Source organism: Caballeronia sp. INML3B (assembly GCF_023631305.1).
Classification (GTDB): domain Bacteria; phylum Pseudomonadota; class Gammaproteobacteria; order Burkholderiales; family Burkholderiaceae; genus Caballeronia; species Caballeronia turbans.
In genome coordinates, this window is sequence record NZ_JALQDI010000040.1 from 477,169 (window position 1) to 501,569 (window position 24,401).

Below are 24,401 nucleotides of genomic sequence, written 5' to 3' on the forward strand. Positions count from 1 at the left end.
GGCATCGATGGCGATTCGTGCCGAGTATAGAAAGCGCGCGATCGGGCGGCGAGACACCCTATCCTATTGACCGCATAACAGAACGCGATAGCGCTAACTGCGATGCATGTCGCGCAGCGCGCGCAGCTCCTGCGCGGCCGCCGTCAGCATGCCGCGCAACCACACGTGCGAAGCCGAACGATGCCGCGACGGATGCCAGAGTTGATAGAACCGCATGAACGGAAATTCGATCGGCGGATCGAGCACGGCGAGCGGCAGATGCTGCGCGTGATAGTTGGCGAAATGCCGGCCTGTCGTGAGAATCAGATCGGTGCCCGGTATGAGGCTGGGCGCGAGATTGAAGTATGGGCAACTCACGCGGTTGTCACGATGCACGCGCATGGTGCTGAGCCCGGTATCGACGACGCCGCGCTGATCGCGCGAATACGGCGTCGGCACGATATGCGACGCGCTCAGATAGTCCTCGGCATCGAATTTGCCTGACTTCGCATATACGCTGTCGCGGGCAACGACACACACGACGTCATCTTCGAGCAATACCGACAAATGCAAATGCTCGGGAGGATTGGGCCAGTTGCCGATGACGATATCCGGCGAGCCCTCCGAGAGCCCCTGTTCATAGTTGAATGCGGCCGAGAGCGGCACGGCGACGAGGCGCGCATGCGGTGCAGCGCGCCTGAATTCGCGCACGACATGCGCAAAGAAGGGGGGCGCCAGATAGTCGGGCATGCCCACTGTGAAGCTTTGTTCGGTGGTCGCAGGATCGAAATGATCGTCCGATACGAGCAGGTTATCGAGCGCGCTCAATGCGGCTTGCGCACTTTGTGCGAGTTGAATGGCGCGCTCGGTCGGCACCATCACATTCTTTTCGCGCGTGAGCAGCGGGTCGTTGAAGATCGCGCGCAACCGCTTGAGCGCGGAGCTGATAGCCGGTTGCGACTGGTTCATACGAATGGCCGTGCGCGACACGCTGCGCTCGCCGATCAGCGTGCACAAAACGCGCAACAGATAGGTATCGAATGGATCGTCGGTGCGATTCATGGTGAGTGCTGTCTCTATGGTTCGCGTGGCCGCGCCGCTATTCTGCCAGCCGGCATTGCAAGAACCGCTTGTTGCAGGCGGCGCTAGGGTAATCCATAGGTACGAAAAAACACCGCAACGAGCGGCGCCAAGGCCCGCCAGACAAGGCTTCGCAACCCATATACGCGTTGCTATGGGGCCTATTGGCTCGCCGCCCGTTCCCGATTTTTTGGCCGTTTCTATACTTGCTTCCACCGAATGCACGACAGTGTCCGTGCGACGCAAACCGACTGGAAAGGAGAAACCATGTCGCTCATCAAACAGGAGATGCCGGTCTTCGCGAGCGAGGCCGAAAGCGCCGAAGCGAGCGTCTATCGCAAGGTGTCATGGCGCCTGCTGCCGTTTCTCGGCGTGCTATGGGTGCTCGCGTGGCTGGATCGCGTGAACATCGGCTTTGCCAAGCTGCAGATGCTGGACTCGCTGCATTTCAGCGAAGCCGTATATGGACTCGGCGCGGGCATATTCTTCCTCGGCTATTTCCTGTTCGAAGTGCCGTCGAACATGCTGCTGCAGAAGATCGGCGCAAAGAAGACGATCATGCGCATCACGATCTGCTGGGGCATCATCTGCATGCTGCAGACGCATGTCACCACGCCTACGCAGTTCTATATCCTGCGCTTCCTGCTTGGGGCTTTCGAAGCGGGCTTCTATCCGGGCGTCATTCTCTATCTCACGTACTGGTATCCGTCGCAGCGGCGCGCGCGGGCCTTCGGCACGTTCATGTCGGCATCGGCGATAGCGGGGGTGCTCGGCGGTCCGCTCGCCGGCTGGATCATGACGTCGATGGGCGGCGTGCACGGCATGCATGGCTGGCAGTGGCTCTTCATCATCGAAGGCATTCCGTCGGTGCTCGCCGGTGTGTTCGCCTACTTCTACATGACGGACAAGCCCGAGCAGGCGCGCTGGCTCAACGACGATGAAAAACGCGTAGTGCTCGATGCCCTGCAACGCGACAATGCCGCAATGGGCGAGCGTGGACACGACTGGCGATCGCTCTTCACGAATCGGAAGGTGTGGCTGCTGATCGCGATCTTCTTCTGCCTGCTGTGCGCGAACTCGACGCTCACCTTCTGGATTCCGACCGTCATCAAGGACGTAGGTGTGAGCACGCCGATGGCCGTCGGCTGGATCGCGGCAGTGGCCTATCTGTGCGGCGCGGCCGGCATGATCATCAACGGTGCGCACTCGGACCGCAGCAATGAAGTGCGCTGGCACTTCAGCGGGGCGGCCATCGTCGGCGGCATATCGATGGCGGTGCTTGCCGTGCTGATGGGCCTCGACAAGATTTCGCCGGTTATCGCGCTGTTGGCCATGACGGCATCGCTGATCGGCACGATGAGCGCGATCCCCGTGTTCTGGCAGTTGCCCAATCGCTATCTCGCGGGCAGCGCAGCGGCAATCGGCGTGGCGCTCATCAACTCCGTCTCCAATCTCGCGGGTTTCGGCGCGCCCTACGTCATGGGACTCGTCAAGAACGCGACGGGCAAGTTGACCTCCGGTCTCTATCTCGTGGCCGTCATCGAAATTCTGGCTGCGGTGCTGGTTATCGTCGGCATCCGCAAGCTCGGCAACAAACAAGGTGCATGACATGCGCGACAAAGACACTTCTCCGGCTTTCGATGTGAGCCGCCGACGCTTTGCCCTGCAATCGGTCTCGTTGGGCGCAAGCATGCTGATGGCGAAGACCGCCCTCTCCGCCGATGCGCCAGCGTCGCCCGCGCCGAACCAGACGACAGGTCCGGTGCAACAGGACGGCCTGAGTCCGCGTCTCACGATGCACGGTCTCGATACATGGCACGGCACGCCCGCCGCGGGCATGCGTGTGGACTTGTTCGCAATCGAAGACGGACGCTCGAAGCTTCTGCAGACGATCACGCTCGCAGCGAGCGGCCGCAGCGAGCCGCCGCTTCTGATCGGCGATACGTATCGCGCAGGCACGTATGAACTGTTGCTGCATGCAGACGAATACTTCGCCGCGCGCAAGGCGAATCTGCCGCAACCGTTGTTCCTTTCGAAGATCCCGCTGCGCTTTCGCATCATCGACATCAACCAGCGCATTCACCTGCCTGTGTTGTTCGGGCCGTGGAGCTACAACTACTACCGCGGCAGTTGAGCGGAACACAAACGAAACGCCAGATCAGGAGACACATCATCATGGCCGCAGGCATCACTACGCATGTGCTCGACGTCGCGCTCGGCAAGCCCGCCGCGGGCATGCAGATCGAATTGTTCGACATCGGCACGCAGCCGCCCACGCTGCTCGCGCGCACGCGCACCAATCGCGATGGGCGCACGGATTCACCGATCCTGCCGGCCGCACAGGCGCGTGCAGGCGATTTCGAATTGCGTTTCTGGGTAGCGGACTACTTCAAGACCCCCGATGTATTCGCCGACGTCGTCCCAGTGCGCTTCACACTTGCCGATGCCGCGCAGCACTATCACGTGCCGCTGCTGTGTTCGCCGTGGAGCTTCGGAACCTATCGCGGAAGTTGAAGCGCAGCGCGTGCATTGCGCTTCACGCCGTTTATGGCGTGCGTCAACATCGAAATTAGCGCAATGTCCATCGATGCCAAGCGCGTTTCGCTCACCGGTCGATCGCAACGCCTTTGGTCATAAGACGCAAATGTCGACGATCGTTCAAAGAACTCGAACAGACAGCTGCTTTAAGAAAGATGCTGAACAACTTTCCTGGCGGGATAGCAATAGATACCTCAATGTGCGTCGCACGGTTATCGCGTTAAAACACTTTCCGTGAATGTCATTTGCCATGTATTGACACGAATTTCCTCTAGCGCGTCACGCACGTCCGTGGCATAGTGCAGACGACAATTTATTAGAGGTAAGTCATGTCGACGCTAGAAAGTATTCAGGCACGTATCGAAGCACTTCAAGCGAAAGCCGATGCGCTCATCGCTAAAGAATCTGAAAGCGTGCTGAAAAAGATTCATGATTTGATGTCGAGCCATGGTTTGACCGTCGCGGACATCGAACAATATTCTGGCACGCGCAAGAAGGCAGGCCGATCGGCCCCGGCAAAAAAACAAAGCACGGTTGCCTATCAGGATCCGAAAACCGGCGCGACCTGGAGCGGGCGCGGACGTGCACCCGGCTGGATCGCCAAAGCCAAGGACCGCAGCAAGTTCGCGGTCGGCGCGAGTGCGCCGGCGACCAAGGCTGAAGGCAAGGCGCGCGCCGCAGTCAAGCGCAAAAGAAAGGGACAGCCGCGCGGTCCCCAACCCGCGCTCTATCGCGATCCGCAATCAGGTGCAACGTGGAGCGGACGTGGACGTGCACCCGCATGGCTTGCATCCGTCGAAGATCGCACGCCTTTCCTGATCGGCTGAAGATGAATAGATAAACGGCGGAGTTCGTTCAAGACTCCGCTGTTTTTTACAATCCATTTAATCTAAACGCGTGGATCGAACGCGAATTCGATCCGAATGCCGCCCGGTTCATAGATCATCATATGGCGTTTCGGCCCTGCCCCTAGCGGTTCCGGCGCGAATTCCACCGTCACGCCAGGCCATGCCGACACGCGATCGAGAATCGTCGCGAGCGCGGCTTCATCCGCTGCACGCAGCGCAAGATGATGAAGCCCGATATTCTTTCGCCGGTCGAATGCTATTGGCGCCGGGTCGTCTTTCACCTGCCATAGCGTAACCAACAACTTTTCGTCGGATACGAACACGGCTGGGTACTCGGGCCGCTCGCCGGCGATCTTCCAGCCCAGACACTGAACGAAGAAGTCTCGGGTCGCGTCGAGATTGCGGACGGCGAGGCCCACGTGATCGATTCCAGAAGTCAGCATCGTTTCCTCCTCATGTCGGATACATGAAGCGCGCATGCACGCTTCGTTCGGTTCCGTTCGCATGCTATCTCATTCCACAGTCGGTGTTGCCTGCACGCGCGGCGTTTAAGCGGTAATCTGAACGATATCGACAACGCGTCGTCCCCCGACAGGAGACCGTTCATGCTGAAGCCGACTTATCCCTATTACCTCGCCAACGAGCCGGTAGCCGCCAATACCGATCTTGCGGTGACCGACAAGTTCAGCGGTGAAGTCGCCACACGCGTGGCACTTGCCGATGCGCACGCCATCGACGAGGCAATCGGCCTTGCGGTCGCCGCGATGCCCGACATGCGCGCCTTTCCCCCGTTCAAACGTCAGGCGGTGCTCGAGCATTGCGTGAAGCGGTTTCGCGAGCGCTCCGATGAAATGGCAATGGCCTTATGCATCGAAGCCGGCAAGCCGATCAACGATTCGCGCGGCGAAGTTACGCGTCTTATCGATACGTTCAAGGTCGCAGCCGAAGAGTCGGTTCGGATCGACGGCGAAATACTGAATCTGGAGATCTCGCCGCGCGCAAAGGGTTATCACGGCTATGTAAAACGCGTGCCGATCGGTCCCTGCTCCTTCATTTCGCCTTTCAATTTTCCTTTGAATCTTGCCGCGCACAAGGTCGCGCCCGCAATCGCCGCTGGTGTGCCGTTCGTCATGAAGCCTGCGAGCCGCACGCCGATCGGCGCGTTGATCATCGGTGAGGTGCTCGCGGAAACGGATCTGCCCAAGGGCGCATTCTCGATACTGCCGGCGCATCGCGACGGCGCCGATCTGTTCACCACCGACGAGCGTTTCAAGCTCCTCTCCTTCACCGGTTCGCCCGCGGTCGGCTGGGAACTGAAGGCGAAAGCAGGCAAGAAGAAGGTCATTCTGGAACTCGGCGGAAACGCCGCCGCGATCGTCGATAGCGATCAGGGCGGCAAGCTCGACTATGTAGTCGACCGGCTGGCGTTCGGCGCTTTCTATCAGTCCGGGCAAAGTTGCATCGGCGTGCAACGCATTCTTGTGCACGCGTCTCTATACGATGACTTGCGTGAAAAGCTGATCGAGAAAACGAAGTCGCTCCGGATGGGCGATCCAAAGGACGAGAAGACCTTCGTCGGACCGATGATTTCCGAGTCGGAATCGAAACGCCTCGCCGGTTGGATGGAAAACGCCGTGAAGGCCGGCGCGAAGATCATCGCTGGCGGCAAGGTGGATGGCGCGATGTTCGAAGCGACGCTTCTCGAAAACGTCGGACGAGATTCGGATCTCTATCGCAAGGAAGCGTTCGGGCCTGTCGCCATTCTCGAAAAGTTCGATAACTTCGACGACGCGCTCGATACCGTGAACGACAGCGATTTCGGCTTGCAGGCGGGCATTTTCACGGATTCACTCGCGCATGCGCATGAAGCATGGAATTCACTTGAAGTTGGCGGGGTCGTGATCAACGACGTGCCCTCTTTCCGGGTCGATAACATGCCTTATGGCGGCGTGAAGGATTCGGGACTCGGCCGGGAAGGCATTCGCTATGCGATTGAGGACATGACCGAAGCGCGTCTGATGGTGATGCGAGAAACGTGGTGACGCACGCCCGAGCGTCCCTTCCAAAGCACGCTCGGGCGTTCGACATGCCTATGCCAGCGTCAGTTTGACATCGATGTTGTTGCGGGTCGCGTTCGAATAAGGGCACACGACGTGCGCCTTGTCGATCAACGCCTGCGCCTCGTTACGATCCATGCCTGGCAGCGAGATCTTCAGTTCGACTTCGATGCCGAAGCCGTTCGGGATTTGTCCAATGCCCACGCTGCCGTCGATGGCAACGTCTTTGGGCAGCGTAATCTTGTCGCGTGCGGCAACGAACTTGATCGCGCCAATGAAGCACGCGCTATAGCCCGCGGCGAACAGCTGTTCGGGATTCGTGCCATCGCCGCCACCGCCGCCGAGTTCTTTCGGAGTCGTCAGCCGAAGATCCAGATTGCTTTCGGGTACGGTCGCGCGGCCATCGCGTCCGCCGGTGACATGAGCATGCGCACGGTATAGAACCTTTTCGATCGACATCGCCAGACTCCTGTGCATTGTGTTGAGCGGCCCTCGCGACGCGAACGCGCCGTTCGACATCCGCCGACATGGATTCCCGATGGGACACTGCCCGCGAAGGGCGGGTTCCAACCTCGAAGGATACTCAAGACGCGGCGAGTTCGCTGACGCGACGTATTGCGACGCATCAAGGCGCGTTCCTCTCGGTCACAACACGACGGGTTCTCTGCCGGGAAAAGCCGCATCGGCTATGGGCGCGTTTGTTTCCTTGGCCATGCGTTCGCACAGCGCGACGACGTGCGCCGAGCCGGCCGTCATGAAGAGCGAATGGTCGAGGTCCGGAAAGATCATCATGCGCACGGACGGAAAGCGCGAAAGGCGCGCGCCGTGCTTGCCGAAATGCGCGGCGATCAGATCCAGCCCCGCATCGTAGGCGCCATAGACGAGCACCGTCTTCACGCCTTTTGCATCGAGCGCGCGAATAATCGGACCGGGCTCCGTGGCGAGTTCGGGCGGCGTCTGGCTCAGACGATCGAGCCTCAGCACATCGACGATACGTGAACGCGCGCGTGTCATCACATAGCCGAGCACAAAGCGCAAGACACGCGTCAACTGTTTTTCGCCACGCAGGATAGCTTTCCATTTCTGCGGATCGAGCATCGAAAATGCATAACCTGCCATGGAATTGCGCGTCGATTGACGCAAGCCATCGGGCGCGACGTCCGCTGGTCGTTTGAACGTCGGCAGATTCACCGTGACGACGCCATTGATCGCCTTTTCGATGACCGCCGCCTTGAGCGCGTGATACCCGCCTGAGCAAACGCCGAACGCGAATATCGACTTATAACCTTGGCGTGCGAGCCAGCGTGCCGCGGCCGCGGTGTCGTCGGTCGCGATCGGGTTGTAGATGCGGCCGAATGCCGTGTCCGATTGCACCTTGCCCGGCGCTGCCGGGCTATCGCCGCGGCCACGCGCATCGAAACGCAGCGATGCCACGCCACGTCTCGCGAGCTCGCGTGCAATGCGTACCGATAGCCTGCTGTCGCCCACGCGCGAACTCGCCGACGTATTCGCGATCAGGTACACCGGCCCGCGCGCCGAACCCGTGCGCGGCTCGCACAGGATGCCGAAAAGCCCTTCGTCGCCGATACGCACCGGACGCTCGATCGCCTCGGGGGTTTCAATGTTCAGCGCGGGCCAGCTATCGGCATCGGCCATGGACGCCACATGAGCTACCGGCGCGGCGCGGCCCGCGATCCACGCCACGACCTCGGCGAACGCGGCGCGCGGCACTGCGTTGAAGGCAGTTTCCTGAATGAAGCCCGTCAGGTCTTCGAACGGACGCGCCTCTGCTTCGACGCCCTTGTCAGCGAGGGCGTCGCGCAAAGGGTCCGTCCCGCCCGCCTTGACATTCATGATCAACGCGCGACGCGCCGGCGCGCTTGCCGTGCCGTTCACGCTCGCGACGAGGTCGATAGCTTGCAGCGAGTCCCTGAATTCGTCGCCATACATCTGACCAAGCACGTTGAACCGGACATCGTCTTGCTGCATCTCGCGCAAGGGCGGCGCAAGCAATTCGAGCCATGTTTTGCGCACGATGTTCAGTTCGCGCATATACACGCGCCCGCTCGTGACGGGCGCGAGCAGTACAAGTTCGTCGACGGGTCGGCGCAGTGCCGCAGCAAGCGCGAATGCCGCGCCCACGCGAAAACCGCATAACGTGACGTGTTCGATGCCTGTCTCTGTCCTGAACCAGTCGACGGCCGCGTGGATGTCTTCGACCGACGATTCGAATTGATCCGGTGCGAGATCGGCGCCCGCCGAGTCGCCCGTGCCCCGATAGTCGAAACGGAGCACCCACATGCCGCGCGCCGATAACGCATCCGCGAGGTGGCGCATGCCGCTGTATGTCCACACGTATTCGTGGCCATACGTGTTACAAAGCACCACGCCGCGCGTGCCGCTTCCCGCGTGCAGCCATCCGAAGCGGTTCCCGAATACAACCGGTCTCATTCGATCTCGCCCTCGTGTCGAGGTATTGAGACGATTATATTAAGCGGCTCCTTCGTAAAGCGGCATCCGAGAGCGAATATGCTCCAGGGAACTATCTATTGGCGCATAAGGCATGGCTTGTGTTTGCTGGCGCTCACTTTGTTTGGACGGTTCGTCGGCATCGCGTCAAGTTGGTGAACGCAATGTCGAGCCGACGAAGGCTCGCCTCGAAGTAATGGACGAGGCCGAGCCTTGAGTCTTTCGTTGTCTGAGCGAAGCTCATGCCGCCTGTCTGGCCCTCGCCTCCTCCACCATGCGGGCGTGCGCGTACACGCGATCGCGTTCGCGTGCGACGAGGGTGCGTTTGCGCGCGAGCGTCTGGCGATGATATTTCGGGTCGCCCATCTGCATTACATATTCACCATGACGATAACGCAGATAACGCTGGAAGAACTCCGCGCCCGGCAAGCCATTGTCGAGCGCCATGAGCACGCCGTAGTCGATGTCACTCACATCGCCGAGCGTCTTGATCGCCGACTCGAGCGCGGCGTAGCGCTGAGGCAGCGGCACCGTCTTGTCGCATTGCGCATGAAAACGCTGATAAGTCAGCACCTGCCCGTGCGATGCACAACGCCATAACGATTTCGCAAGCCGTTGACTCAGTTCCGTATCCACGTTTCCTCCTGCATTGTGCAAGGATCGTATGCGTGCGACATTCCACCGTCATTGAGAATCGATGACGATAACCGGTTGTCTGGAAATCACCTGCGGCGCCAAGAGATATTTCCGGCGCTCAAAGAAAGCGCGTAAATAGCACAAAATGTGAAATGCGTTAAACGTCGGTGCTTATCTTTATTGCGATGCACTGCAGCGCTCGGCGCAAAACTACCAGTCGACCGTTCAGCGGCCGACATGCGGAATTCATTTCTTATGCAGCGATGCAACGCGAAACGGCGACCTGGCGCGCTCCGACTATTGTTGGCCTCGACGGCCTTATTGACTTCCACGCCACAGCGCCGCACTTATTGACCGAAGAATCAAGAAACGGCTGCGATCCGATTACATGCTAGCAAACATATTGAAGGAAACCAAGGTGAGTTTCCGGTATGGATGAACGCCGCGTTTTTCATGCTGCTGTCATTCGGCATTTTTTCCCGACCGTTTTAGCCGATAAGTGAACACGCTTATTTGCAATGGCACGGAAAGCGACGCATTAGAAACGATTGACCGTATAGGGGGTTTCGTGCCCATACGCGCCGCTCCGTGCGCACAGTCCTTAAGATTGGTTTAAGCCTGTAGGACTAAAACGTCTCACAAGGCGCAGGCAGTATGGCAATTCGATGGCTCTGCCTTGCAGCCCGCTGCGACTCGGCTTTCATTCAAACGTCCACGCGGATGGTCAGACCGGGCAACGCCGCACGCGCATTCCAACTGCGCGATCAGGCGCAGGCGATGACCGTCCCATTCAGCCCGGCAGCAATGCCGGGCTTTTTTTTATCCGCGCCATCCGTGCGCATGCGGCGAGCCTTCGCCGCTTTGCGCGACAGCGGCGGGCAATTCGAAGCGAAACGTCGTGCCTGTGCCCTGGGTATCGATCATGCGAATCTCACTGCCGTGCAATTGCAGCATGCGTTGCACGATGAGCAAGCCGAGCCCGCCGCGATGCGCACCGCCCGATGCAAACGGGCGCTGAAACAGCGCTTCCCGCATCGCGGGCGCAATGCCTGTCCCTGTGTCGCTGACGGTCACCTCGACTCTCTCGGCATGCTCGCGCCCATGTGCAAGCGTCACATCCACCGTGCCGGTTGCAGGCGTATGACGGATCGCGTTGTCGAGCAGATTCGTGAGCACGCGTTCGATCATGCCGAGGTCCGCAATGACGCTCGGCAAGCGCGGGGCGATCTGCGCAGTGAGACGCACGCCTTTGGACTGCGCGGCCAGCTCGAACTTTTCGAATACGTCCTGCACGAGATCGACCAGCGAGAACGGCTCGGCTTCCGGCGCGACCATGCCATGTTCGAGCTTTGCGAGCTCGAACAAAGACTGCGCGAGATGACCCACCTTCGCGCTCTGCGCAAGCGCGATCGACAGATAGCGGCGTCTGTCGGCATCGGGAAGCGTGTCGGACTTGAGCGACAGCGTTTCCAGATAACCATGAAGCGACGACAGCGGCGTGCGCAAATCGTGCGAGATATTCGCGACCATCTCGCGACGCTCCCGATCCTGCCGGCCGAGCGCGCGCCACTGTTCGGCGATGCGCTCGGCCATCTGCGCGAATGCGCTTTCCAGCACGACGATCTCGTCGCGTTCGTTCTCACGGGCGTCGGCTGCGCCCTTTCGCGGCGCCGAAGGCAAAGGCGGATCCGCAGGCGCGCCGCGCGCGTCGAATTTGCGCATCGCCTCGGTGAGTCGCCGCAGCGGCCGTGTAACGAGCCCGAACGCGACCAGGCCCGCGACGAGCCCGAGCAAGGTGACGAGTCCCATCGATGCGAGCGTGGTGCGCAAGACCGCGCTCGCTGATGCCTTCGCCGCCAGCGCGTCGTGCTCCTCGCCGAGCAGCACCACATAGACATAGCCGAAGGGCGGCTTGCCGGGCGCGGCGAGCGGCGCGGCGCTGAACACCTTGCGCTTGTCGTCGCTGCGCGGATCGTCGCCCAGGATCGGCAGGGCCGCGCCATCGAGGAACTTGCGAACCGGTGCGAGATCGACGTGGTTGCGCTTCAGGTGTCCGGCCGGCGCATCGTCGGCGCGCACGCGCCCCGTGTCATCGAGCAGATAGACCTCGACGCTCGGATTCACCACCATCAACTGACTGAAGAGACGGCGCACGGCAGGCGCGTCGATATCGTTCGCGTCGGCGAGCGCGCCGTCATGGGCGATGTGCGCCGCAAGTCCGCGTGAAAGGCTTTGAATGACCTCCTTCTCGCGCAGGTCGCTCGCGCGGATCTGCAGCCATGCCGACGCGCCACAGCACGCGAGCAGCAGCACGCAAAACACCGCGAAGAGCCGTTGAGACAGCGTGAGCTTCACGGCGCGGTGTCCTCGCCCTCGGGCGATTGCGCCGCGAGCTTGTAGCCGTGGCCCCATACCGTGAGAATGCGCTTCGGCTCAGCGGCATCTCTCTCTACTTTTGCGCGCAGCCGGTTGATATGCGTGTTGACGGTGTGCTCATAGCCTTCATGTCGATAGCCCCACACCGCATTGAGCAGATCCATGCGCGAAAACACTTTGCCCGGATGACGCGCGAAGTGATACAGCAGATCGAATTCGCGCGGCGTGAGTTCGATGCGCGCGCCATCGACCCATGCCTCGCGCGCGAGCGGATCGATCGCGATGCCCGCAACTTCGATACGCCCCGCGTCGAGCCGCGAGTCCTTCGCAACGGCATCGACGCGGCGCAGCAGCGCCTTCACGCGCGCGACGAGTTCGAGCACCGAGAACGGCTTCGCGAGATAGTCGTCCGCGCCGAGTTCCAGACCGAGTATGCGATGCACCTCGCTGGAGCGCGCACTCGTGATGATGATCGGCGTATAGCGCGTCATGGCCCGCGCACGGCGGCAGATTTCGAGGCCATCGACGCCGGGCAGCATCAGATCGAGAATCAGCGCGTCCCAGCCGCCCTGCTCCAGCAAGCGCAGCCCTTCGGCGCCATCGGCGCTATGCACGACTTCATAGCGCTCGTCGCGCAAGTTGAGACTCAGCACATCGGCGATATGCACGTCGTCTTCGACGATCAGAATGCGTTTCGGATGATCCATGAGCGAATGTCGAATGATGCTCGCCCTGTTAGCGGAAGAAATGGACGAGCGTCTGTGCCATTGTGCAGAAAAGCGCGCGCCGAAGTATCACATTTAATTTAACTTTCGGTGAGGACTCGGGGATGCGCGCGCAACTACGATGCGTCTAACCCACTCGATGACGAGGAACGCATCATGCAAACCCGCCGCCGCTTTCTCCTGACGGGCACCGCGGCAGCCGCCGCCGCGTTCGCTCTGGGCGGACGCCTGCGCGCGCTCGCCGCCGGCCCGCAAACGCAGACGCCGTCGCAGGAACGCTTCGAAATCGTCCATACCGATGACGAATGGCGCCGCCTGCTCAATCCGGTTCAGTTCGACGTGTTGCGACGCGAAGGAACAGAGCGCCCGTACACGAGTCCGCTGAACGACGAGCATCGCACGGGCATGTTCAATTGCGCGGGATGCAACCTGGCGCTGTTCTCGTCGCGCACCAAGTTCGATAGTCACACGGGCTGGCCGAGTTTCTGGGCGCCGCTCGATCATGCGGTTGCGACGCGTATCGACGGCTCGTTCGGCGTCGAGCGCACCGAAGTGCATTGCCGGCGCTGCGGCGGTCATCTGGGCCATGTCTTCGACGACGGACCGAAGCCCACGGGCCTGCGCTACTGCATGAACGGCGTCGCAATGACTTTCACGCCGGGCGCGGCCTGAACCGCGTTCACAACACGACCAAATCCGACCCGACATCATCATGTTGCTCATCGTCCTTGCCTATCTCGGCGGCGCGCTGACGATTCTCAGTCCGTGCATCCTGCCCGTGCTTCCTTTCGTGTTCTCGCGCGCGGACCAGCCGTTCGTGAAGAGCGGCCTGCCTCTGCTCGCGGGCATGGGTCTGACGTTCGCCGTGGTTGCGACGCTTGCGGCCGTGGGTGGCGGCTGGGTCACGCAGGCCAATCAATACGGCCGCTGGGCCGCCATCGTGCTGCTCGCCGTATTCGGTCTCACGCTGCTTTTGCCTGGCGTCGCCGAGCGCGTGATGCATCCGCTCGTCAGCGCGGGCAATCGTCTCACCGCCCTCGCGCAGCGCGGCGACGGCAAGCCGGGCTTCGGCGGATCGTTCGTGCTCGGCATTGCGACGGGCCTGCTGTGGGCGCCTTGCGCGGGCCCGATTCTCGGTCTCGTGCTCACGGGCGCGGCGCTCAACGGCGCGAGCGTCGGCACCACGCTGTTGCTGCTCGCTTATGCGGCGGGCGCAGGGAGTTCGCTCGCGGTCGCGTTGCTGATCGGCAAACGCGTGTTCGCCGCGATGAAGCGCTCGCTGGGTGCCGGCGAATGGGTGCGGCGTGGCATCGGTGCGGCGATGCTGCTCGGCGTCGTCGCGATCGCGCTCGGACTCGACACCGGCGCGCTCGCTCGCATCTCGACGGTGGCGACATCCGGTATCGAACAGCAACTCGTCGATAAGCTTTCGACGAAGAACAATGGCGCGATGATGATGTCCGCCGACGCCGGCAACAACGGGGCCGCGATGATGCGGGCGAGCACCGAGCCGCCGAAGTCCGCGAGCCCCGCGCCGTTGCCCGTTGAGGGCACGCTTCCGCCGCTCGACGGTGCCGTGCAGTGGATCAACTCGCCGCCGCTCACGAAGGAAGCGTTGCGCGGCAAGGTCGTGCTCGTCGATGTATGGACGTACTCGTGCATCAACTGCCTGCGCACGCTGCCGTATCTGAAGACGTGGGCGCAGAAGTATCGCGATCAGGGGCTCGTCGTGATCGGCGTGCATGCGCCGGAATTCGCGTTCGAGCGCAACGTCGACAACGTGAAGCAGGCGGTCCACGATCTCGGCATCGATTACCCCGTCGCGATCGACAACAACTATGCGATCTGGCGTGCGCTGAACAATCAATACTGGCCGGCGCATTATTTCATCGATGCGCAGGGCAACATCCGTTATCACCATTTCGGTGAGGGCGACTATGCGCACTCCGAGCATGTAATTCAGCAACTGCTGGCCGAAGCGGGACACGGCGCCGCGCCTTCCGTGGCGATGACCGCGAAGAGCCACGACGATGCCATCGGCGAGGGCGCGATGATGCAGGCCGATAATAAGGACATGCGTTCGCCGGAAACGTATATCGGCTACGAGCGCGCGCAGCAGTTCATGTCGCCGGGCGGCGAAACGCCGGATCGCCTTCACGACTATGCCGCGCCGAAAGCACTCGACGTCAATGACTGGGGCCTCGCGGGCGCCTGGAAAGTCGGCGCGGAGCACGCGACGCTCGAAGGCGCGACGGGCCGTATCGTCTATCGGTTTCACGCGCGCGATCTGCATCTCGTGCTCGGACCGTCGAAGGACGGCACGCCTGTGCGCTTTCGCGTGAGCATCGACGGCGCGGCACCCGGCACATCGCACGGCAGCGACGTAGAGGCCGACGGAAGCGGCACGGTGACAGAGCAGCGCCTCTATCAACTCGTGCGGCAAACGGGGCCTGTTGCGGATCGCACATTCACGATCGAATTTCTCGACCCTGGGGTCGAAGCGTACGCGTTCACGTTCGGTTGAACGAGACACACGAAGGAGCAAAGATGTTCAAGACCACCAGCAAGACGTTCAAGGCCGCAAGCGTGGCCGTGCTGTTCGCGGGCGCGTTCGCATTGCAGCGCGTCGCGCATTCGAGCGAGGCAGCCGTGAAGATCCCGCCGCCCGCGCACGACGAAACCGCGGGCGCCGTGCATACGGAAACCGCCGTGTTCGCAGGCGGTTGCTTCTGGGGCGTGCAAGGCGTGTTTCAGCACGTGCGCGGCGTAAAGGAAGTGATGTCCGGTTATGCGGGAGGCCGAGCCGATACCGCGCAATACGACCGCGTCAGCGAAGGCGACACGGGCCACGCAGAATCGGTGCGCATCACGTACGATCCGGCACAGGTCACCTACGGCAAGCTTTTGCAGATCTTCTTCTCTGTCGCGCACAACCCGACCGAGTTGAACTACCAGGGCCCGGATCACGGCACGCAATACCGCTCGGCTGTGTTTCCGACGAATGCGGCGCAGCGCGATATCGTCGATGCCTATATCGCGCAACTCGACAATGCGCACGTTTATAGCGGCAAGATCGTCACGCGGGTCGAAGACTACAAGGGCTTCTATCCGGCCGAAGGCTATCACCAGAACTACCTGACGGAACATCCGGAAAGCCCGTATATCGCGATCAACGATCTGCCGAAGGTAGCAAACCTGAAGCAGATGTTCCCGGCGGCGTATCGTCAGGATGCGGTGCTCGTGGCGGTGGCTTCCAAATAGGCGTGGAGAAGCCCGACGACCTCGGGCAGGTTGCGTCTGCCGAAGCCGAGGCGGACATGCGCGTCGCCGTGATCGAGCAGCGTCGAAGGCAGCAGCAGCACGCCCGTGCATGCGAGCAGTTCGGCACAGAACTGCTCCGCGTGTCCGCGCTTCAGTCGCACGAAGCCGATCGTGCCCGCGCGCGGACGATGCCATTCGAAGCGGTCCGCGTGACGCGCGAAGAAGTCGTCGAGCGTATGCAGATTGGCGCGTACGATCGACACATTGCGTGCGATGAGCGCATCGGTGTGGCGCACCGCGATCGCCGCAAGGTACTCGCTCGGCGCGCTATTGCTGATGGTGAGATAGTCCTTGAACGTGCTCATGCGCGCGAGCACCTGCGCGCTCTTCGTCGCGATCCATCCGAGACGCAGACCCGCGAGCCCGTGCGACTTCGAAAGCGCGCCGAGCGAGATCGCGCGCTCGTAGACGTCGCACGCGGCGGGCAGGCGATCGGCTGGATCGTGCTCCAGCCCGCGATACACCTCGTCGCTGAAGAGCCACAGCCCGTGCTTTTGCGCGAACGCGAGGATCGCATCGAACACTTCGCGCGGCGGCAGATAGCCGGTCGGATTGTGCGGGGCGCAGATCACGAGCGCACGCGTAGCCGGTGTGACTAGCCTTTCGAGTTCGTCCGGATCGGGCGCCCAGCCCGCTTCCTCTCGCGCCTTCCACGGCGACACACGCACGCCCATGGCCTCGGCCACCGAGTAATGCGACTGATAACCCGGCATATGCACGATCACGTGATCGCCCGGCGCGAGCATCGTGTGCATGAACGAATAAATGGCTTCCTGCGCGCCCGTGTGCACGATGATTTCGTCTTCGTCGATGTGCTCGTACAACGTCGCGAGTTCGCGTCGCAGCGCGGGCGCGCCGGGATACTCGGTGTAGCCGAGCCAGGTATCGCGCAATCCGTCGATTGCATCGGGTTCGTACGCCAACAATTCGCCGACCGACATGGATTCGGGATCGGAGCTGCACAAGAGATGGCGCGCGGTGAATTCGTGCCGTGCGAAATAGCGTTCGAGCTTGAAGGGATTGGGTTGCATGGCGTCGCTTGATCGGAATCGAAGAAAGCCGTAGTCTGCGCTCTGATCCCCCATTCAAAAAACTAAACTTTCTTATTTCGATTAAGGAACGCTAATGCTCGACTACGCTCTGCTCGATGCGCTGCTCGCCGTCGTACGCACGGGATCCTTCGAGCGCGCCGCACGCGAGCTCAACGTCACGCCGTCTGCGGTGTCCCAGCGCGTAAAACTGCTGGAGGAGCGTGTGGGGAGCCTGCTCGTGAAGCGTGGCCAGCCCTGCGAAGCAACGGCATCCGGTGCGCTGCTGTGCCGCCATACCGAAAGCGTGCAATTGCTCGAAGCGGAACTCGGCGGGCGCATGCCGGCTTTGCCGGGTACGCCGAACGAGCGGCGCGCGAAGCTGCGCATCGCGGTGAATGACGACAGCATGAGCACCTGGTTCATCGATGCCGCGGCGGACTTCTGCATCGAGCGGGGACTGATACTGGATCTCGTCGTCGACGATCAGGATCACACCGCGCGGCGCATCCGCGAAGGCGACGTGCAAGGCGCGATCACGACGCAGGCCGAACCCGTGCCCGGCTGGCGTTCGATGAAGCTCGGGCGCATGCGCTATCGCGCCGTATGTTCACCCGCATACTTCGCGCGCCATTTCGCCGATGGCCTCACGCGCGACGCGCTGCGCCGCGCGCCATGCGTCAACTTCAACGAAAAGGATGAATTGCAGAAGCGCTTCATCAAACGTGTGAGCCGCGCGGATATCGAGCCGCCCGCGCATGTCGTGCCGCACGGCGAGGGCTTCGTGCGCGCGTGCACGTCCGGACTTGCGTGGGGTATGTGTCCAAGCCGGCTCGTCGCGCGGCAACTCGATAGCGGCGCACTCGTGGAAGTGTCGCCCGGTTCACGCTTCGATGTTGATCTCTATTGGCAAAGCTGGCGTCTTTCCCTCGGCTGGCTCGACAACTTCAGCGCGATGCTGAAGCACCGCGCAAAAACGTTCCTCGACTGAGGGTCATGCGTCGCGCGTTTCGAACGAATCGACGCGATCGCGATAGAAAGCAAGATGATCTTTGATCGGCGCAACCGCATCGTAGGGCGACTCATAGGACCACACTGCGTTGGCCGATTTTTGTCCACCCGACACAATGCTGTAATAGCTGCACTCGCCTTTGTAAGGGCAGTATGTCGTGTGAGCGGTGCGCTCGAGTTGCGTCATGTCGACGTCCTTGCGCGGCACGTACAGCACTTCGGGATACGATGCCTCGCGCAAGGACAGCGCCTCGGTCGTATCGACGATGACACGCCCGCCTGCTTTCACGGTCACGCGTAACGGACTAGCTTCGATCGTGATCGGATGATCGGGGCCGGGAATCTTGACGGCTTTATCCATGAGTGTCTTCCTGCGAATGAACGCGACAATGCACGCGGAAGAATCGATGGTAGCGTCGTTGCGTCAAACGTGCAGAATGCATCCCCGGCCCGAGCGGTCAACGGCCGAAATATATTGGCTTCGTGCCGTCGTTGTCCAAAGGCGGCATCGTGTTGCGCGTGCCCGAGGCCGACGCGCCGGGGACGGTCCCGCCGTAGCCGCCGTTCTGACGTGATACGCGGCTTTCAGCGGCCTGAATATCCGACGGATACGAGGTCTGATCCGCGCGCGATGGATCATAGCCCGCGGCTTCGACCTGCCGCAGATCCTGCTTCACCTGGTCGCGCGTAAGCGATGAATCGGTTTGCGCGAAAGAAAGCGCCGGCGCCACCGCTACAGTTGCGACGGCCACGGCCTTGACGAACAATTTCATGGCGAACCTCCGGTATGTTGGGCTGCGCACGGTGTTTTCTGTGCGTGCTGCATAACACAGCATCGGCCGTGCCCGCCTGCGCGCTCCCACCCCGGATTGCGGCTATGAAGCCTTGCTTTCGATCGCCTTGACCAGTGCATGCAGCAGGCGATTTGCGGGCGTCGGAATCCCGAGCGCCTCGCCGCGCCGCACGATCAGGCCGTTCAAATGGTCGATCTCGCTCGTCTTGCCACGCGCCAGATCTTGCGCGGTCGACGAGTACTGGTTCTGCATCGTCTCGGCGATGCGGCGCACGGCGGCATCGACGTCACCCGGAATGATCACGTTATCGGCTTTCGCAACGGCAAGGCATTCGTCGACCACATCGCGCATCGCACGCGTGATGCCCTCGCCCTGCACGAGCTTGCCGTACGGCAGTTGCGTGATCGCGGACAGCGCGTTGTAGGCGCAATTGAGCACGAGCTTCGCCCATAGCGCGCCGCGCACGTTCGTGGATATCTCGGTCGGTACGCCGGCCTCGACGAAAGCGCGTGCGACATTCTCGCTTTTCGTCGACGGCTCGATCACGAGCTCGCCGCGCCCGTTGTGCTTCACGTGCCCCGGCCCCGCCATCTCCGCCGCCACATACACGACCGCGGCCGCCGCTTCCTGCGGCAACAGTTCGCGCAGACGCTGCGCATTCTCCACGCCGTTTTGCAACGACAGCAGCAACGCGTCGCGTTCGAGATGCGGCGCGAGCGCCTGTGCCGCGCTGTCGGTATCGGTGGATTTCACGCAGAAGAGCACGAGTTGCGCGCCCTGCACCGCGCGCGCGTCGGTGCTCGCGGCCACGCGCACGCGCTCGTCGAAATGCTGTGTGTCGAGCCGCAAGCCGTCGCGTTCGATCGCTGCGACATGCTGCGGCCGCGCGATCAGCACGACTTCGTGACCCGCACGCGCGAGCATGCCGCCGTAGTAACAACCGACCGCGCCCGCACCCATGACGGCGACTTTCATGTTTCGCTTCTCCTTCATTCCTTGTTGCATTGCTGTGGCTCGAAAAGGTAACACACAGGCACTGCATCGACCGAAAGAGACCGGTGTGTTCGATGCTTCGCATAACCGACGACGCGCAAACGCTTGCGTGTTTCAAGGCCATTCGCGCGGCGCTGCGTGCCCGCGAGATTTTGTGGGCGGACGCACGATAGTCAGTCGAATTAGCGGTGCGCCATATTGTTAAAACAGGGCACGCAGAGATACGCTTCTTTCAGCGGATCGACGATGCTGTCCAAACAATGCCGACCGCTGCGGGGTTAGGCGGCGCATGCCGCATCGACAAGGTGAATCCGGGGACCAAATACACGGCGTGCCGGGGGGGAGCACTGCGCGAGCGTCCGGGCGCGCGGCGCACCGGCACGCCGTGAACTTAGACAAGCGCTGGCTCTGCCGCTCGGCGACGAGTAGCGGAAAGCCACAAGCGTGGGCGTTATCACGAGAACAAAAACATGAATCATGGCTATGAAGCATCGCTCGTCAAGCGCGTGGTGAATCAGCTCGTTGCGGGCATCGTGAGCGGCGAATACCAGGACAACGTGCTGCCGCCACAAGTCATTCTTTCGAAGCAGCACGGCGTGAGCCGGACCATCATGCGCGAGGCGCTGAGCATTCTCATCTCGCGCCGCATGCTCGACGTGCGACCCAAGACAGGCACGCGCATCAAGCCCGCGCGGGAATGGCTCATCATGGATCCCGAGGTCGCCGAGTGGCGCATGCGTGCGCTGCACGATCCGGACTGCATACGCAGGCTCATCGAGTTTCGCTCGCTGGTCGATCCGCCCGCCGCCGCGCTCGCCGCGACGCGCGCGAACCGGCATCAGCGCATCGCCATCAACGCGGCCTTCCAGCGCCTCCTGCATGCGAGCCCGTCCGAACCCTTGCAGTCCGCCGCCGAAGAGGCGCTGCAGGCCGCTATCGTCGATGCGAGCGGCGACGAAGTGCTGCGCCAGATGGGCAGCGTCGTGCGCGTCGGCATCCGTACGCTGAAAGCCGCCCTGCGCGCGCAGCCGCATGCGTTGCCGCGCGTGCCCGACTCGCAGCTCGGCGATTACGGCCGGGTCGTGCGGGCTATCGAAACGGCCGATGGCGACGGCGCGCGCACGGCCATGTCGCAGGTCCTTGCGCGCACGGCGTCGCTCTGGGTCGAAGAAATCGCCTGAACGCAGGGTTTTCCGCCATGCCGGTGCCGCGGTCGCGAGACCGCCCGCATCGCCTCCACAGCCGTTCCGGGAGCGCATCTTGCGCGCTCCACTGCCGCAGTTTCGCCTCGCATGCGCCCTGCGCGTGACTACAATGAGTGATGCCGCGGCATGCGACGAGTCATGGCCTCCCCGTGACACGGAGCGCCTGGCGTTGGACACACGGAGGCAGGAATGGCAGAGCTCGAAAAGGAAAAGGTCGTCGGCGTCCTGAACAGGATTCTCGAATCCGAACTGGCGGGCGTCGTGCGCTACACGCACTATTCGTTTCTCGTGTTCGGCTTCGGGCGCATACCGATCGTGTCGTGGCTGCGCGCACAAGCCGACGAATCGCTCATGCATGCGCATCAGGCCGGCGAATGGATCACGACGCTCGGTGCGTATCCATCGCTTGAAATCGGCCCGCTGCTGGACAATCACACCTTCGACATCGCGACGATCCTGCGCGAATCCCTGCAGGCGGAGAACGTCGCGCTCGATCTCTATCGCGACTTGCTGAAGCTCGTCGAAGATCGCTCCGTCGCGCTGGAGGAATACGCGCGGCAGATGATCGAGGTCGAGGAGATGCACGCGGGCGAAGTGGACAAGATGTTGCGCAGGCCCGGCGAAGTCGAAACGTCGCCTGAACGCCGCAGCGGTCACAACTGAGCCGAAAAAAACGCCGGCCCGCGTGTGCGGACCGGCGCCTCTTCGCACTGACACGCGTGCGTTACTTCGGCTGCGCCACCGTGCGCAGATAAGGCTTCAGCGTCTTGAAGCCGTCCGGATACTTCTTTTTCGCGTCCTCGTCCGACACGGACGTCGGGATGATGACGTCGTCGCCCGGCTTCCAGTTCACGGGCGTCGCGACCGTGTGCTTCGCGTTCAGTTGCAGCGCGTCGAGCAGGCGCAGCACTTCGTCGAAGTTGCGGCCCGCGCTCATCGGATACGTGAACGTCGCCTTCACCTTCTTGTCCGGGCCGACGATGAACACGGCACGAATCGTCGCGTTGTCGTTCGCGGTGCGCGGGCTACCGCCGCTCGCGTTCGGGTGGATCATGTCGTAGAGCTTCGCGACGTTCAGATCCGCGTCGCCGATCATCGGATAGTTGACCGCGGTGCCCTGCGTCTCCTCGATATCCTTCGCCCACTGCGAGTGATTCGTCACCGGATCGATCGATAGACCGATCACCTTCGTGTCGCGCTTGTCGAACTCCGGCTTGAGCTTGGCCATGTAACCGAGCTCGGTCGTGCAGACGGGCGTGAAGTCCTTCGGATGCGAAAACAGGATCGCCCATTTGTCGCCGATCCACTCGTGAAAGCGAATCGTGCCTTCGGTCGTCTCTGCCGTGAAATCGGGGGCTTCATCACCAATGCGTATAGCCATATCAAATCTCCACGTGAGGAAAGTCCGGTGAACGCTCCGCGTGCAAAAGGAACGGATTCCGGGTTGAAAATCGCAACTGTCGAACTGATTATAGTTCGCCGCGCATCGAGGTCCGGCGCACTTGGGGTATGTCCTTGACTGCCGTGGGGTCTTGCGCTGCGCCGATGACACCAAACCTCGCGGGGGAGCGCGGCATGTTTCCTGCTGCCAGGCCGCTCGGCGTGAACCGGCGTTCTCGTAAAACGCATCGTTGCACGCAAATCGCTTAGCGGCGCTCGAATTCCCCGGCAAAATCTGCTATCACGAAACGACAATACGTCAGAACGAACGTGCAGGTGTGAAGCAGCAGGCGTGCATCATCCCGCACTTGAACGGGCGACAGACTTCGTCGCGCCACGTGGCGCGGCCTCGCTGCGCCGCACAGGAGGCGAACGTGACTGTCATGCAAAGAAAGTCCGTTGCTTCGCTGCAAAGCGAAGCGGCCGAAAGCGAAGAAGTGCTTCAGGAACACGGCGGCCACTCGCTGAAACGTTCGCTCAGCGCACTCGACGTCGTAATGCTCGGCATAGGCTGCATCATCGGTGCGGGGATTTTCGTGCTGACGGGCCACGCGGCCGCGGCCAACGCCGGGCCCGCGATCATCCTTTCGTTCGTGCTCGGCGCAATCGTCTGCGCGCTCGCAGGCCTTTGTTACGCCGAAATGGCTTCCACGGTGCCGGTGTCAGGCAGCGCCTACACATACGCCTACGCGACCATGGGGGAGTTGATCGCGTGGCTCATCGGCTGGGATCTGATCCTCGAATATGCGGTCGGCGCGACGACGGTCGCCATCGGCTGGTCGGGGTATGTCGTGAGCTTTCTGCATTCGCTCGGCATCGACATACCGGAGCGGCTTGCGAAAGCGCCCTTCGCCTACGATCCCGGCCACGGCTGGAGCCATGCCGGCGCGATTCTCAACGTGCCCGCAATGGTGATCGTCGGGCTCATCACGATCCTGCTCGTCATCGGCATACGCGAGTCGGCGCGCGTGAACAGCTTCATCGTCATCATCAAGGTGCTGATCGTGCTCGCATTCATCGCGGCGGGCATCGCGTATGTGGATACGAGCCACTGGGTCACCGCACAAAACCCGACGGGCGCGTTCATTCCGCCGAATACCGGCGAATCGGGTGTGTTCGGCATGAGCGGCGTGCTGCGCGGCGCGGCGGTCGTGTTCTTTGCCTATATCGGTTTCGATTCGGTGTCGTGCGTAGCGCAGGAAACGCGCAACCCGAAACGCGACATGCCGATCGGCCTGCTCGGTTCGCTCACCATCTGCACGATCCTCTACGTGCTCGTGTCGTATGTGCTGACGGGTATCGTCTCTTACGACAAGCTCAACGTGTCCGATCCGATCGCGGTCGGCGTCGATGCGATCGGCATGCGCTGGCTCTCGCCGATCGTGAAGCTGGGCGCGATCTTCGGCCTCACGTCGGTGATTCTCGTACTGCTGCTGTCGCAGCCGCGCATCTTCTATTCGATGGCGAGAGACGGCCTCCTGCCGCCTTTCGCATCGAAGATCCACCCGCGCTTTCATACGCCCTACATCACGACGATCTTCACCGGCATCATCGTGATGATTCTGGCGGGGCTCTTGCCGATCGGGCTCGTCGGCGAGCTCGTGAGCATCGGCACGCTGTTCGCGTTCATGGTGGTGTGCATCGGCGTGCTGGTGCTGCGCATCACGCAGCCGAATCTCGAGCGCGCATTCAGAACGCCGGCGGTGTATGTGGTCGCGCCGCTCGGTGCGCTCTCGTCGCTCTTCCTGATGTCCGGCTTGCCCGCCGATACATGGATACGACTCATCGTATGGATGGCGATCGGCGTCGTTATCTACTTCGGTTACGGCATACGCCATAGCCGCCTGCGCAATCAGCGCGAGACTCCGCAGCAACGCACCGCGCGAGGATGATCCGCAATA

24 protein-coding genes are annotated in these 24,401 nt (G+C 61.8%); 12 read left to right on the forward strand and 12 right to left on the reverse strand.

The window, feature by feature from the left end; genetic code table 11:
• Positions 1–93: 93 nt before the first annotated feature.
• Positions 94–1,041 (reverse strand): LysR family transcriptional regulator, encoded by a 948-nt coding sequence (locus NCS58_RS18015; protein ID WP_061115803.1) that lies wholly within the window; start codon positions 1,039–1,041, stop codon positions 94–96.
• A 285-nt stretch (positions 1,042–1,326) separates the two neighbouring features.
• On the opposite strand from NCS58_RS18015, the gene NCS58_RS18020 reads away from it, so the two are divergent.
• The 4 genes from NCS58_RS18020 to NCS58_RS18035 all read left to right on the forward strand — a co-directional run bounded on the left by NCS58_RS18020 (position 1,327) and on the right by NCS58_RS18035 (position 4,424).
• On the forward strand, positions 1,327–2,667 hold the full coding sequence (locus NCS58_RS18020) for an MFS transporter (protein WP_061116078.1): 1,341 nt from the start codon (positions 1,327–1,329) through the stop codon (positions 2,665–2,667).
• A gap of 1 nt (position 2,668) precedes the next feature.
• Positions 2,669–3,193: a hydroxyisourate hydrolase gene (locus tag NCS58_RS18025; protein WP_061116077.1), complete on the forward strand. Its 525-nt coding sequence runs from the start codon at positions 2,669–2,671 to the stop codon at positions 3,191–3,193.
• Between the two features lie 41 nt (positions 3,194–3,234).
• Positions 3,235–3,573, forward strand: coding sequence for a hydroxyisourate hydrolase (uraH, locus tag NCS58_RS18030; protein WP_061115802.1), 339 nt, complete (start codon positions 3,235–3,237; stop codon positions 3,571–3,573).
• Between the two features lie 353 nt (positions 3,574–3,926).
• Positions 3,927–4,424 (forward strand): H-NS family nucleoid-associated regulatory protein, encoded by a 498-nt coding sequence (locus tag NCS58_RS18035; protein ID WP_061115801.1) that lies wholly within the window; start codon positions 3,927–3,929, stop codon positions 4,422–4,424.
• Between the two features lie 62 nt (positions 4,425–4,486).
• On the opposite strand, the gene NCS58_RS18040 is transcribed toward NCS58_RS18035, so the two are convergent.
• On the reverse strand, positions 4,487–4,888 hold the full coding sequence (locus tag NCS58_RS18040; RefSeq protein WP_061115800.1) for a VOC family protein: 402 nt from the start codon (positions 4,886–4,888) through the stop codon (positions 4,487–4,489).
• 162 nt (positions 4,889–5,050) lie between these two features.
• Here NCS58_RS18040 and NCS58_RS18045 point away from each other — a divergent pair, with 162 nt between their 5' ends.
• On the forward strand, positions 5,051–6,487 hold the full coding sequence (locus NCS58_RS18045) for an aldehyde dehydrogenase family protein (protein ID WP_250477423.1): 1,437 nt from the start codon (positions 5,051–5,053) through the stop codon (positions 6,485–6,487).
• 48 nt (positions 6,488–6,535) lie between these two features.
• Here the strand turns inward: NCS58_RS18045 and NCS58_RS18050 are convergent, their stop codons facing one another.
• The 5 genes from NCS58_RS18050 to NCS58_RS18070 form a co-directional block, all read right to left on the reverse strand.
• Positions 6,536–6,961, reverse strand: coding sequence for an organic hydroperoxide resistance protein (locus NCS58_RS18050; protein ID WP_061116076.1), 426 nt, complete (start codon positions 6,959–6,961; stop codon positions 6,536–6,538).
• 186 nt (positions 6,962–7,147) lie between these two features.
• Positions 7,148–8,953: an alpha/beta fold hydrolase gene (locus NCS58_RS18055; RefSeq protein WP_086960622.1), complete on the reverse strand. Its 1,806-nt coding sequence runs from the start codon at positions 8,951–8,953 to the stop codon at positions 7,148–7,150.
• A 258-nt stretch (positions 8,954–9,211) separates the two neighbouring features.
• The gene (locus tag NCS58_RS18060; RefSeq protein ID WP_061115798.1) at positions 9,212–9,607 is read right to left on the reverse strand and encodes a hypothetical protein; all 396 of its coding nucleotides are present in this window, start codon (positions 9,605–9,607) and stop codon (positions 9,212–9,214) included.
• 819 nt (positions 9,608–10,426) lie between these two features.
• Complete coding sequence (locus NCS58_RS18065) at positions 10,427–11,962, reverse strand: HAMP domain-containing sensor histidine kinase (protein ID WP_061115797.1); 1,536 nt, start codon at positions 11,960–11,962, stop codon at positions 10,427–10,429.
• A complete protein-coding gene (locus tag NCS58_RS18070; RefSeq protein ID WP_061115796.1) occupies positions 11,959–12,690 on the reverse strand; it encodes a response regulator transcription factor in 732 nt (243 codons plus the stop codon). Before NCS58_RS18070 ends, NCS58_RS18065 begins: the two co-directional genes overlap by 4 nt.
• Before the next feature lie 174 nt (positions 12,691–12,864).
• Between NCS58_RS18070 and msrB the strand changes: the two genes are divergently transcribed.
• From msrB to msrA, 3 genes are read left to right on the forward strand one after another with little or no spacing between them, the layout of a single operon-like run.
• Positions 12,865–13,380: a peptide-methionine (R)-S-oxide reductase MsrB gene (msrB, locus tag NCS58_RS18075; protein WP_061115795.1), complete on the forward strand. Its 516-nt coding sequence runs from the start codon at positions 12,865–12,867 to the stop codon at positions 13,378–13,380.
• Between the two features lie 40 nt (positions 13,381–13,420).
• Positions 13,421–15,232 carry a cytochrome c biogenesis protein DipZ gene (locus NCS58_RS18080; RefSeq protein ID WP_061115794.1) on the forward strand — a complete coding sequence of 604 codons (1,812 nt, stop codon included), beginning with the start codon at positions 13,421–13,423 and terminating at the stop codon, positions 15,230–15,232.
• 23 nt (positions 15,233–15,255) lie between these two features.
• The gene (gene msrA, locus NCS58_RS18085; RefSeq protein WP_061115793.1) at positions 15,256–15,969 is read left to right on the forward strand and encodes a peptide-methionine (S)-S-oxide reductase MsrA; all 714 of its coding nucleotides are present in this window, start codon (positions 15,256–15,258) and stop codon (positions 15,967–15,969) included.
• Here msrA and NCS58_RS18090 read toward each other — a convergent pair.
• On the reverse strand, positions 15,933–17,060 hold the full coding sequence (locus NCS58_RS18090; RefSeq protein WP_061115792.1) for an aminotransferase class I/II-fold pyridoxal phosphate-dependent enzyme: 1,128 nt from the start codon (positions 17,058–17,060) through the stop codon (positions 15,933–15,935). The two genes, msrA and NCS58_RS18090, sit on opposite strands and share 37 nt — an antisense overlap.
• Positions 17,061–17,154: 94 nt before the next feature.
• Between NCS58_RS18090 and NCS58_RS18095 the strand changes: the two genes are divergently transcribed.
• Entirely contained in the window at positions 17,155–18,048 is an 894-nt protein-coding gene (locus NCS58_RS18095) for a LysR family transcriptional regulator ArgP (protein ID WP_250538844.1), read from the forward strand.
• A 3-nt stretch (positions 18,049–18,051) separates the two neighbouring features.
• Here the strand turns inward: NCS58_RS18095 and NCS58_RS18100 are convergent, their stop codons facing one another.
• The 3 genes from NCS58_RS18100 to NCS58_RS18110 form a co-directional block, all read right to left on the reverse strand.
• Positions 18,052–18,429, reverse strand: coding sequence for a DUF427 domain-containing protein (locus tag NCS58_RS18100; RefSeq protein WP_061115790.1), 378 nt, complete (start codon positions 18,427–18,429; stop codon positions 18,052–18,054).
• Positions 18,430–18,526: 97 nt separating this feature from the next.
• Positions 18,527–18,841 carry a DUF4148 domain-containing protein gene (locus tag NCS58_RS18105; protein WP_061115789.1) on the reverse strand — a complete coding sequence of 105 codons (315 nt, stop codon included), beginning with the start codon at positions 18,839–18,841 and terminating at the stop codon, positions 18,527–18,529.
• A 102-nt stretch (positions 18,842–18,943) separates the two neighbouring features.
• The gene (locus tag NCS58_RS18110) at positions 18,944–19,837 is read right to left on the reverse strand and encodes a ketopantoate reductase family protein (RefSeq protein ID WP_061116074.1); all 894 of its coding nucleotides are present in this window, start codon (positions 19,835–19,837) and stop codon (positions 18,944–18,946) included.
• A gap of 488 nt (positions 19,838–20,325) precedes the next feature.
• Between NCS58_RS18110 and NCS58_RS18115 the strand changes: the two genes are divergently transcribed.
• Together NCS58_RS18115 and NCS58_RS18120 are read left to right on the forward strand one after the other, a co-directional pair.
• Positions 20,326–21,036 (forward strand): FadR/GntR family transcriptional regulator, encoded by a 711-nt coding sequence (locus NCS58_RS18115; protein ID WP_061115788.1) that lies wholly within the window; start codon positions 20,326–20,328, stop codon positions 21,034–21,036.
• A 213-nt stretch (positions 21,037–21,249) separates the two neighbouring features.
• Positions 21,250–21,723 carry a bacterioferritin gene (locus NCS58_RS18120; protein WP_061115787.1) on the forward strand — a complete coding sequence of 158 codons (474 nt, stop codon included), beginning with the start codon at positions 21,250–21,252 and terminating at the stop codon, positions 21,721–21,723.
• A gap of 61 nt (positions 21,724–21,784) precedes the next feature.
• Here the strand turns inward: NCS58_RS18120 and NCS58_RS18125 are convergent, their stop codons facing one another.
• Entirely contained in the window at positions 21,785–22,441 is a 657-nt protein-coding gene (locus NCS58_RS18125) for a peroxiredoxin (protein ID WP_061115786.1), read from the reverse strand.
• 442 nt (positions 22,442–22,883) lie between these two features.
• On the opposite strand from NCS58_RS18125, the gene NCS58_RS18130 reads away from it, so the two are divergent.
• Entirely contained in the window at positions 22,884–24,392 is a 1,509-nt protein-coding gene (locus NCS58_RS18130; RefSeq protein ID WP_061116073.1) for an amino acid permease, read from the forward strand.
• The last annotated feature ends 9 nt before the right edge of the window (positions 24,393–24,401 follow it).

Bases quoted from the DNA above. Each gene is read 5' to 3' on its own strand.
- NCS58_RS18015 (WP_061115803.1), bottom strand. From the start codon at position 1,041: ATGAATCGCACCGACGATCCATTCGATACCTATCTGTTGCGCGTTTTG.
- NCS58_RS18020 (WP_061116078.1), top strand. From the start codon at position 1,327: ATGTCGCTCATCAAACAGGAGATGCCGGTCTTCGCGAGCGAGGCCGAA.
- NCS58_RS18025 (WP_061116077.1), top strand. From the start codon at position 2,669: ATGCGCGACAAAGACACTTCTCCGGCTTTCGATGTGAGCCGCCGACGC.
- uraH (WP_061115802.1), top strand. From the start codon at position 3,235: ATGGCCGCAGGCATCACTACGCATGTGCTCGACGTCGCGCTCGGCAAG.
- NCS58_RS18035 (WP_061115801.1), top strand. From the start codon at position 3,927: ATGTCGACGCTAGAAAGTATTCAGGCACGTATCGAAGCACTTCAAGCG.
- NCS58_RS18040 (WP_061115800.1), bottom strand. From the start codon at position 4,888: ATGCTGACTTCTGGAATCGATCACGTGGGCCTCGCCGTCCGCAATCTC.
- NCS58_RS18045 (WP_250477423.1), top strand. From the start codon at position 5,051: ATGCTGAAGCCGACTTATCCCTATTACCTCGCCAACGAGCCGGTAGCC.
- NCS58_RS18050 (WP_061116076.1), bottom strand. From the start codon at position 6,961: ATGTCGATCGAAAAGGTTCTATACCGTGCGCATGCTCATGTCACCGGC.
- NCS58_RS18055 (WP_086960622.1), bottom strand. From the start codon at position 8,953: ATGAGACCGGTTGTATTCGGGAACCGCTTCGGATGGCTGCACGCGGGA.
- NCS58_RS18070 (WP_061115796.1), bottom strand. From the start codon at position 12,690: ATGGATCATCCGAAACGCATTCTGATCGTCGAAGACGACGTGCATATC.
- msrB (WP_061115795.1), top strand. From the start codon at position 12,865: ATGCAAACCCGCCGCCGCTTTCTCCTGACGGGCACCGCGGCAGCCGCC.
- NCS58_RS18080 (WP_061115794.1), top strand. From the start codon at position 13,421: ATGTTGCTCATCGTCCTTGCCTATCTCGGCGGCGCGCTGACGATTCTC.
- msrA (WP_061115793.1), top strand. From the start codon at position 15,256: ATGTTCAAGACCACCAGCAAGACGTTCAAGGCCGCAAGCGTGGCCGTG.
- NCS58_RS18090 (WP_061115792.1), bottom strand. From the start codon at position 17,060: ATGCAACCCAATCCCTTCAAGCTCGAACGCTATTTCGCACGGCACGAA.
- NCS58_RS18095 (WP_250538844.1), top strand. From the start codon at position 17,155: ATGCTCGACTACGCTCTGCTCGATGCGCTGCTCGCCGTCGTACGCACG.
- NCS58_RS18100 (WP_061115790.1), bottom strand. From the start codon at position 18,429: ATGGATAAAGCCGTCAAGATTCCCGGCCCCGATCATCCGATCACGATC.
- NCS58_RS18105 (WP_061115789.1), bottom strand. From the start codon at position 18,841: ATGAAATTGTTCGTCAAGGCCGTGGCCGTCGCAACTGTAGCGGTGGCG.
- NCS58_RS18110 (WP_061116074.1), bottom strand. From the start codon at position 19,837: ATGAAAGTCGCCGTCATGGGTGCGGGCGCGGTCGGTTGTTACTACGGC.
- NCS58_RS18115 (WP_061115788.1), top strand. From the start codon at position 20,326: ATGAATCATGGCTATGAAGCATCGCTCGTCAAGCGCGTGGTGAATCAG.
- NCS58_RS18120 (WP_061115787.1), top strand. From the start codon at position 21,250: ATGGCAGAGCTCGAAAAGGAAAAGGTCGTCGGCGTCCTGAACAGGATT.
- NCS58_RS18125 (WP_061115786.1), bottom strand. From the start codon at position 22,441: ATGGCTATACGCATTGGTGATGAAGCCCCCGATTTCACGGCAGAGACG.
- NCS58_RS18130 (WP_061116073.1), top strand. From the start codon at position 22,884: ATGCAAAGAAAGTCCGTTGCTTCGCTGCAAAGCGAAGCGGCCGAAAGC.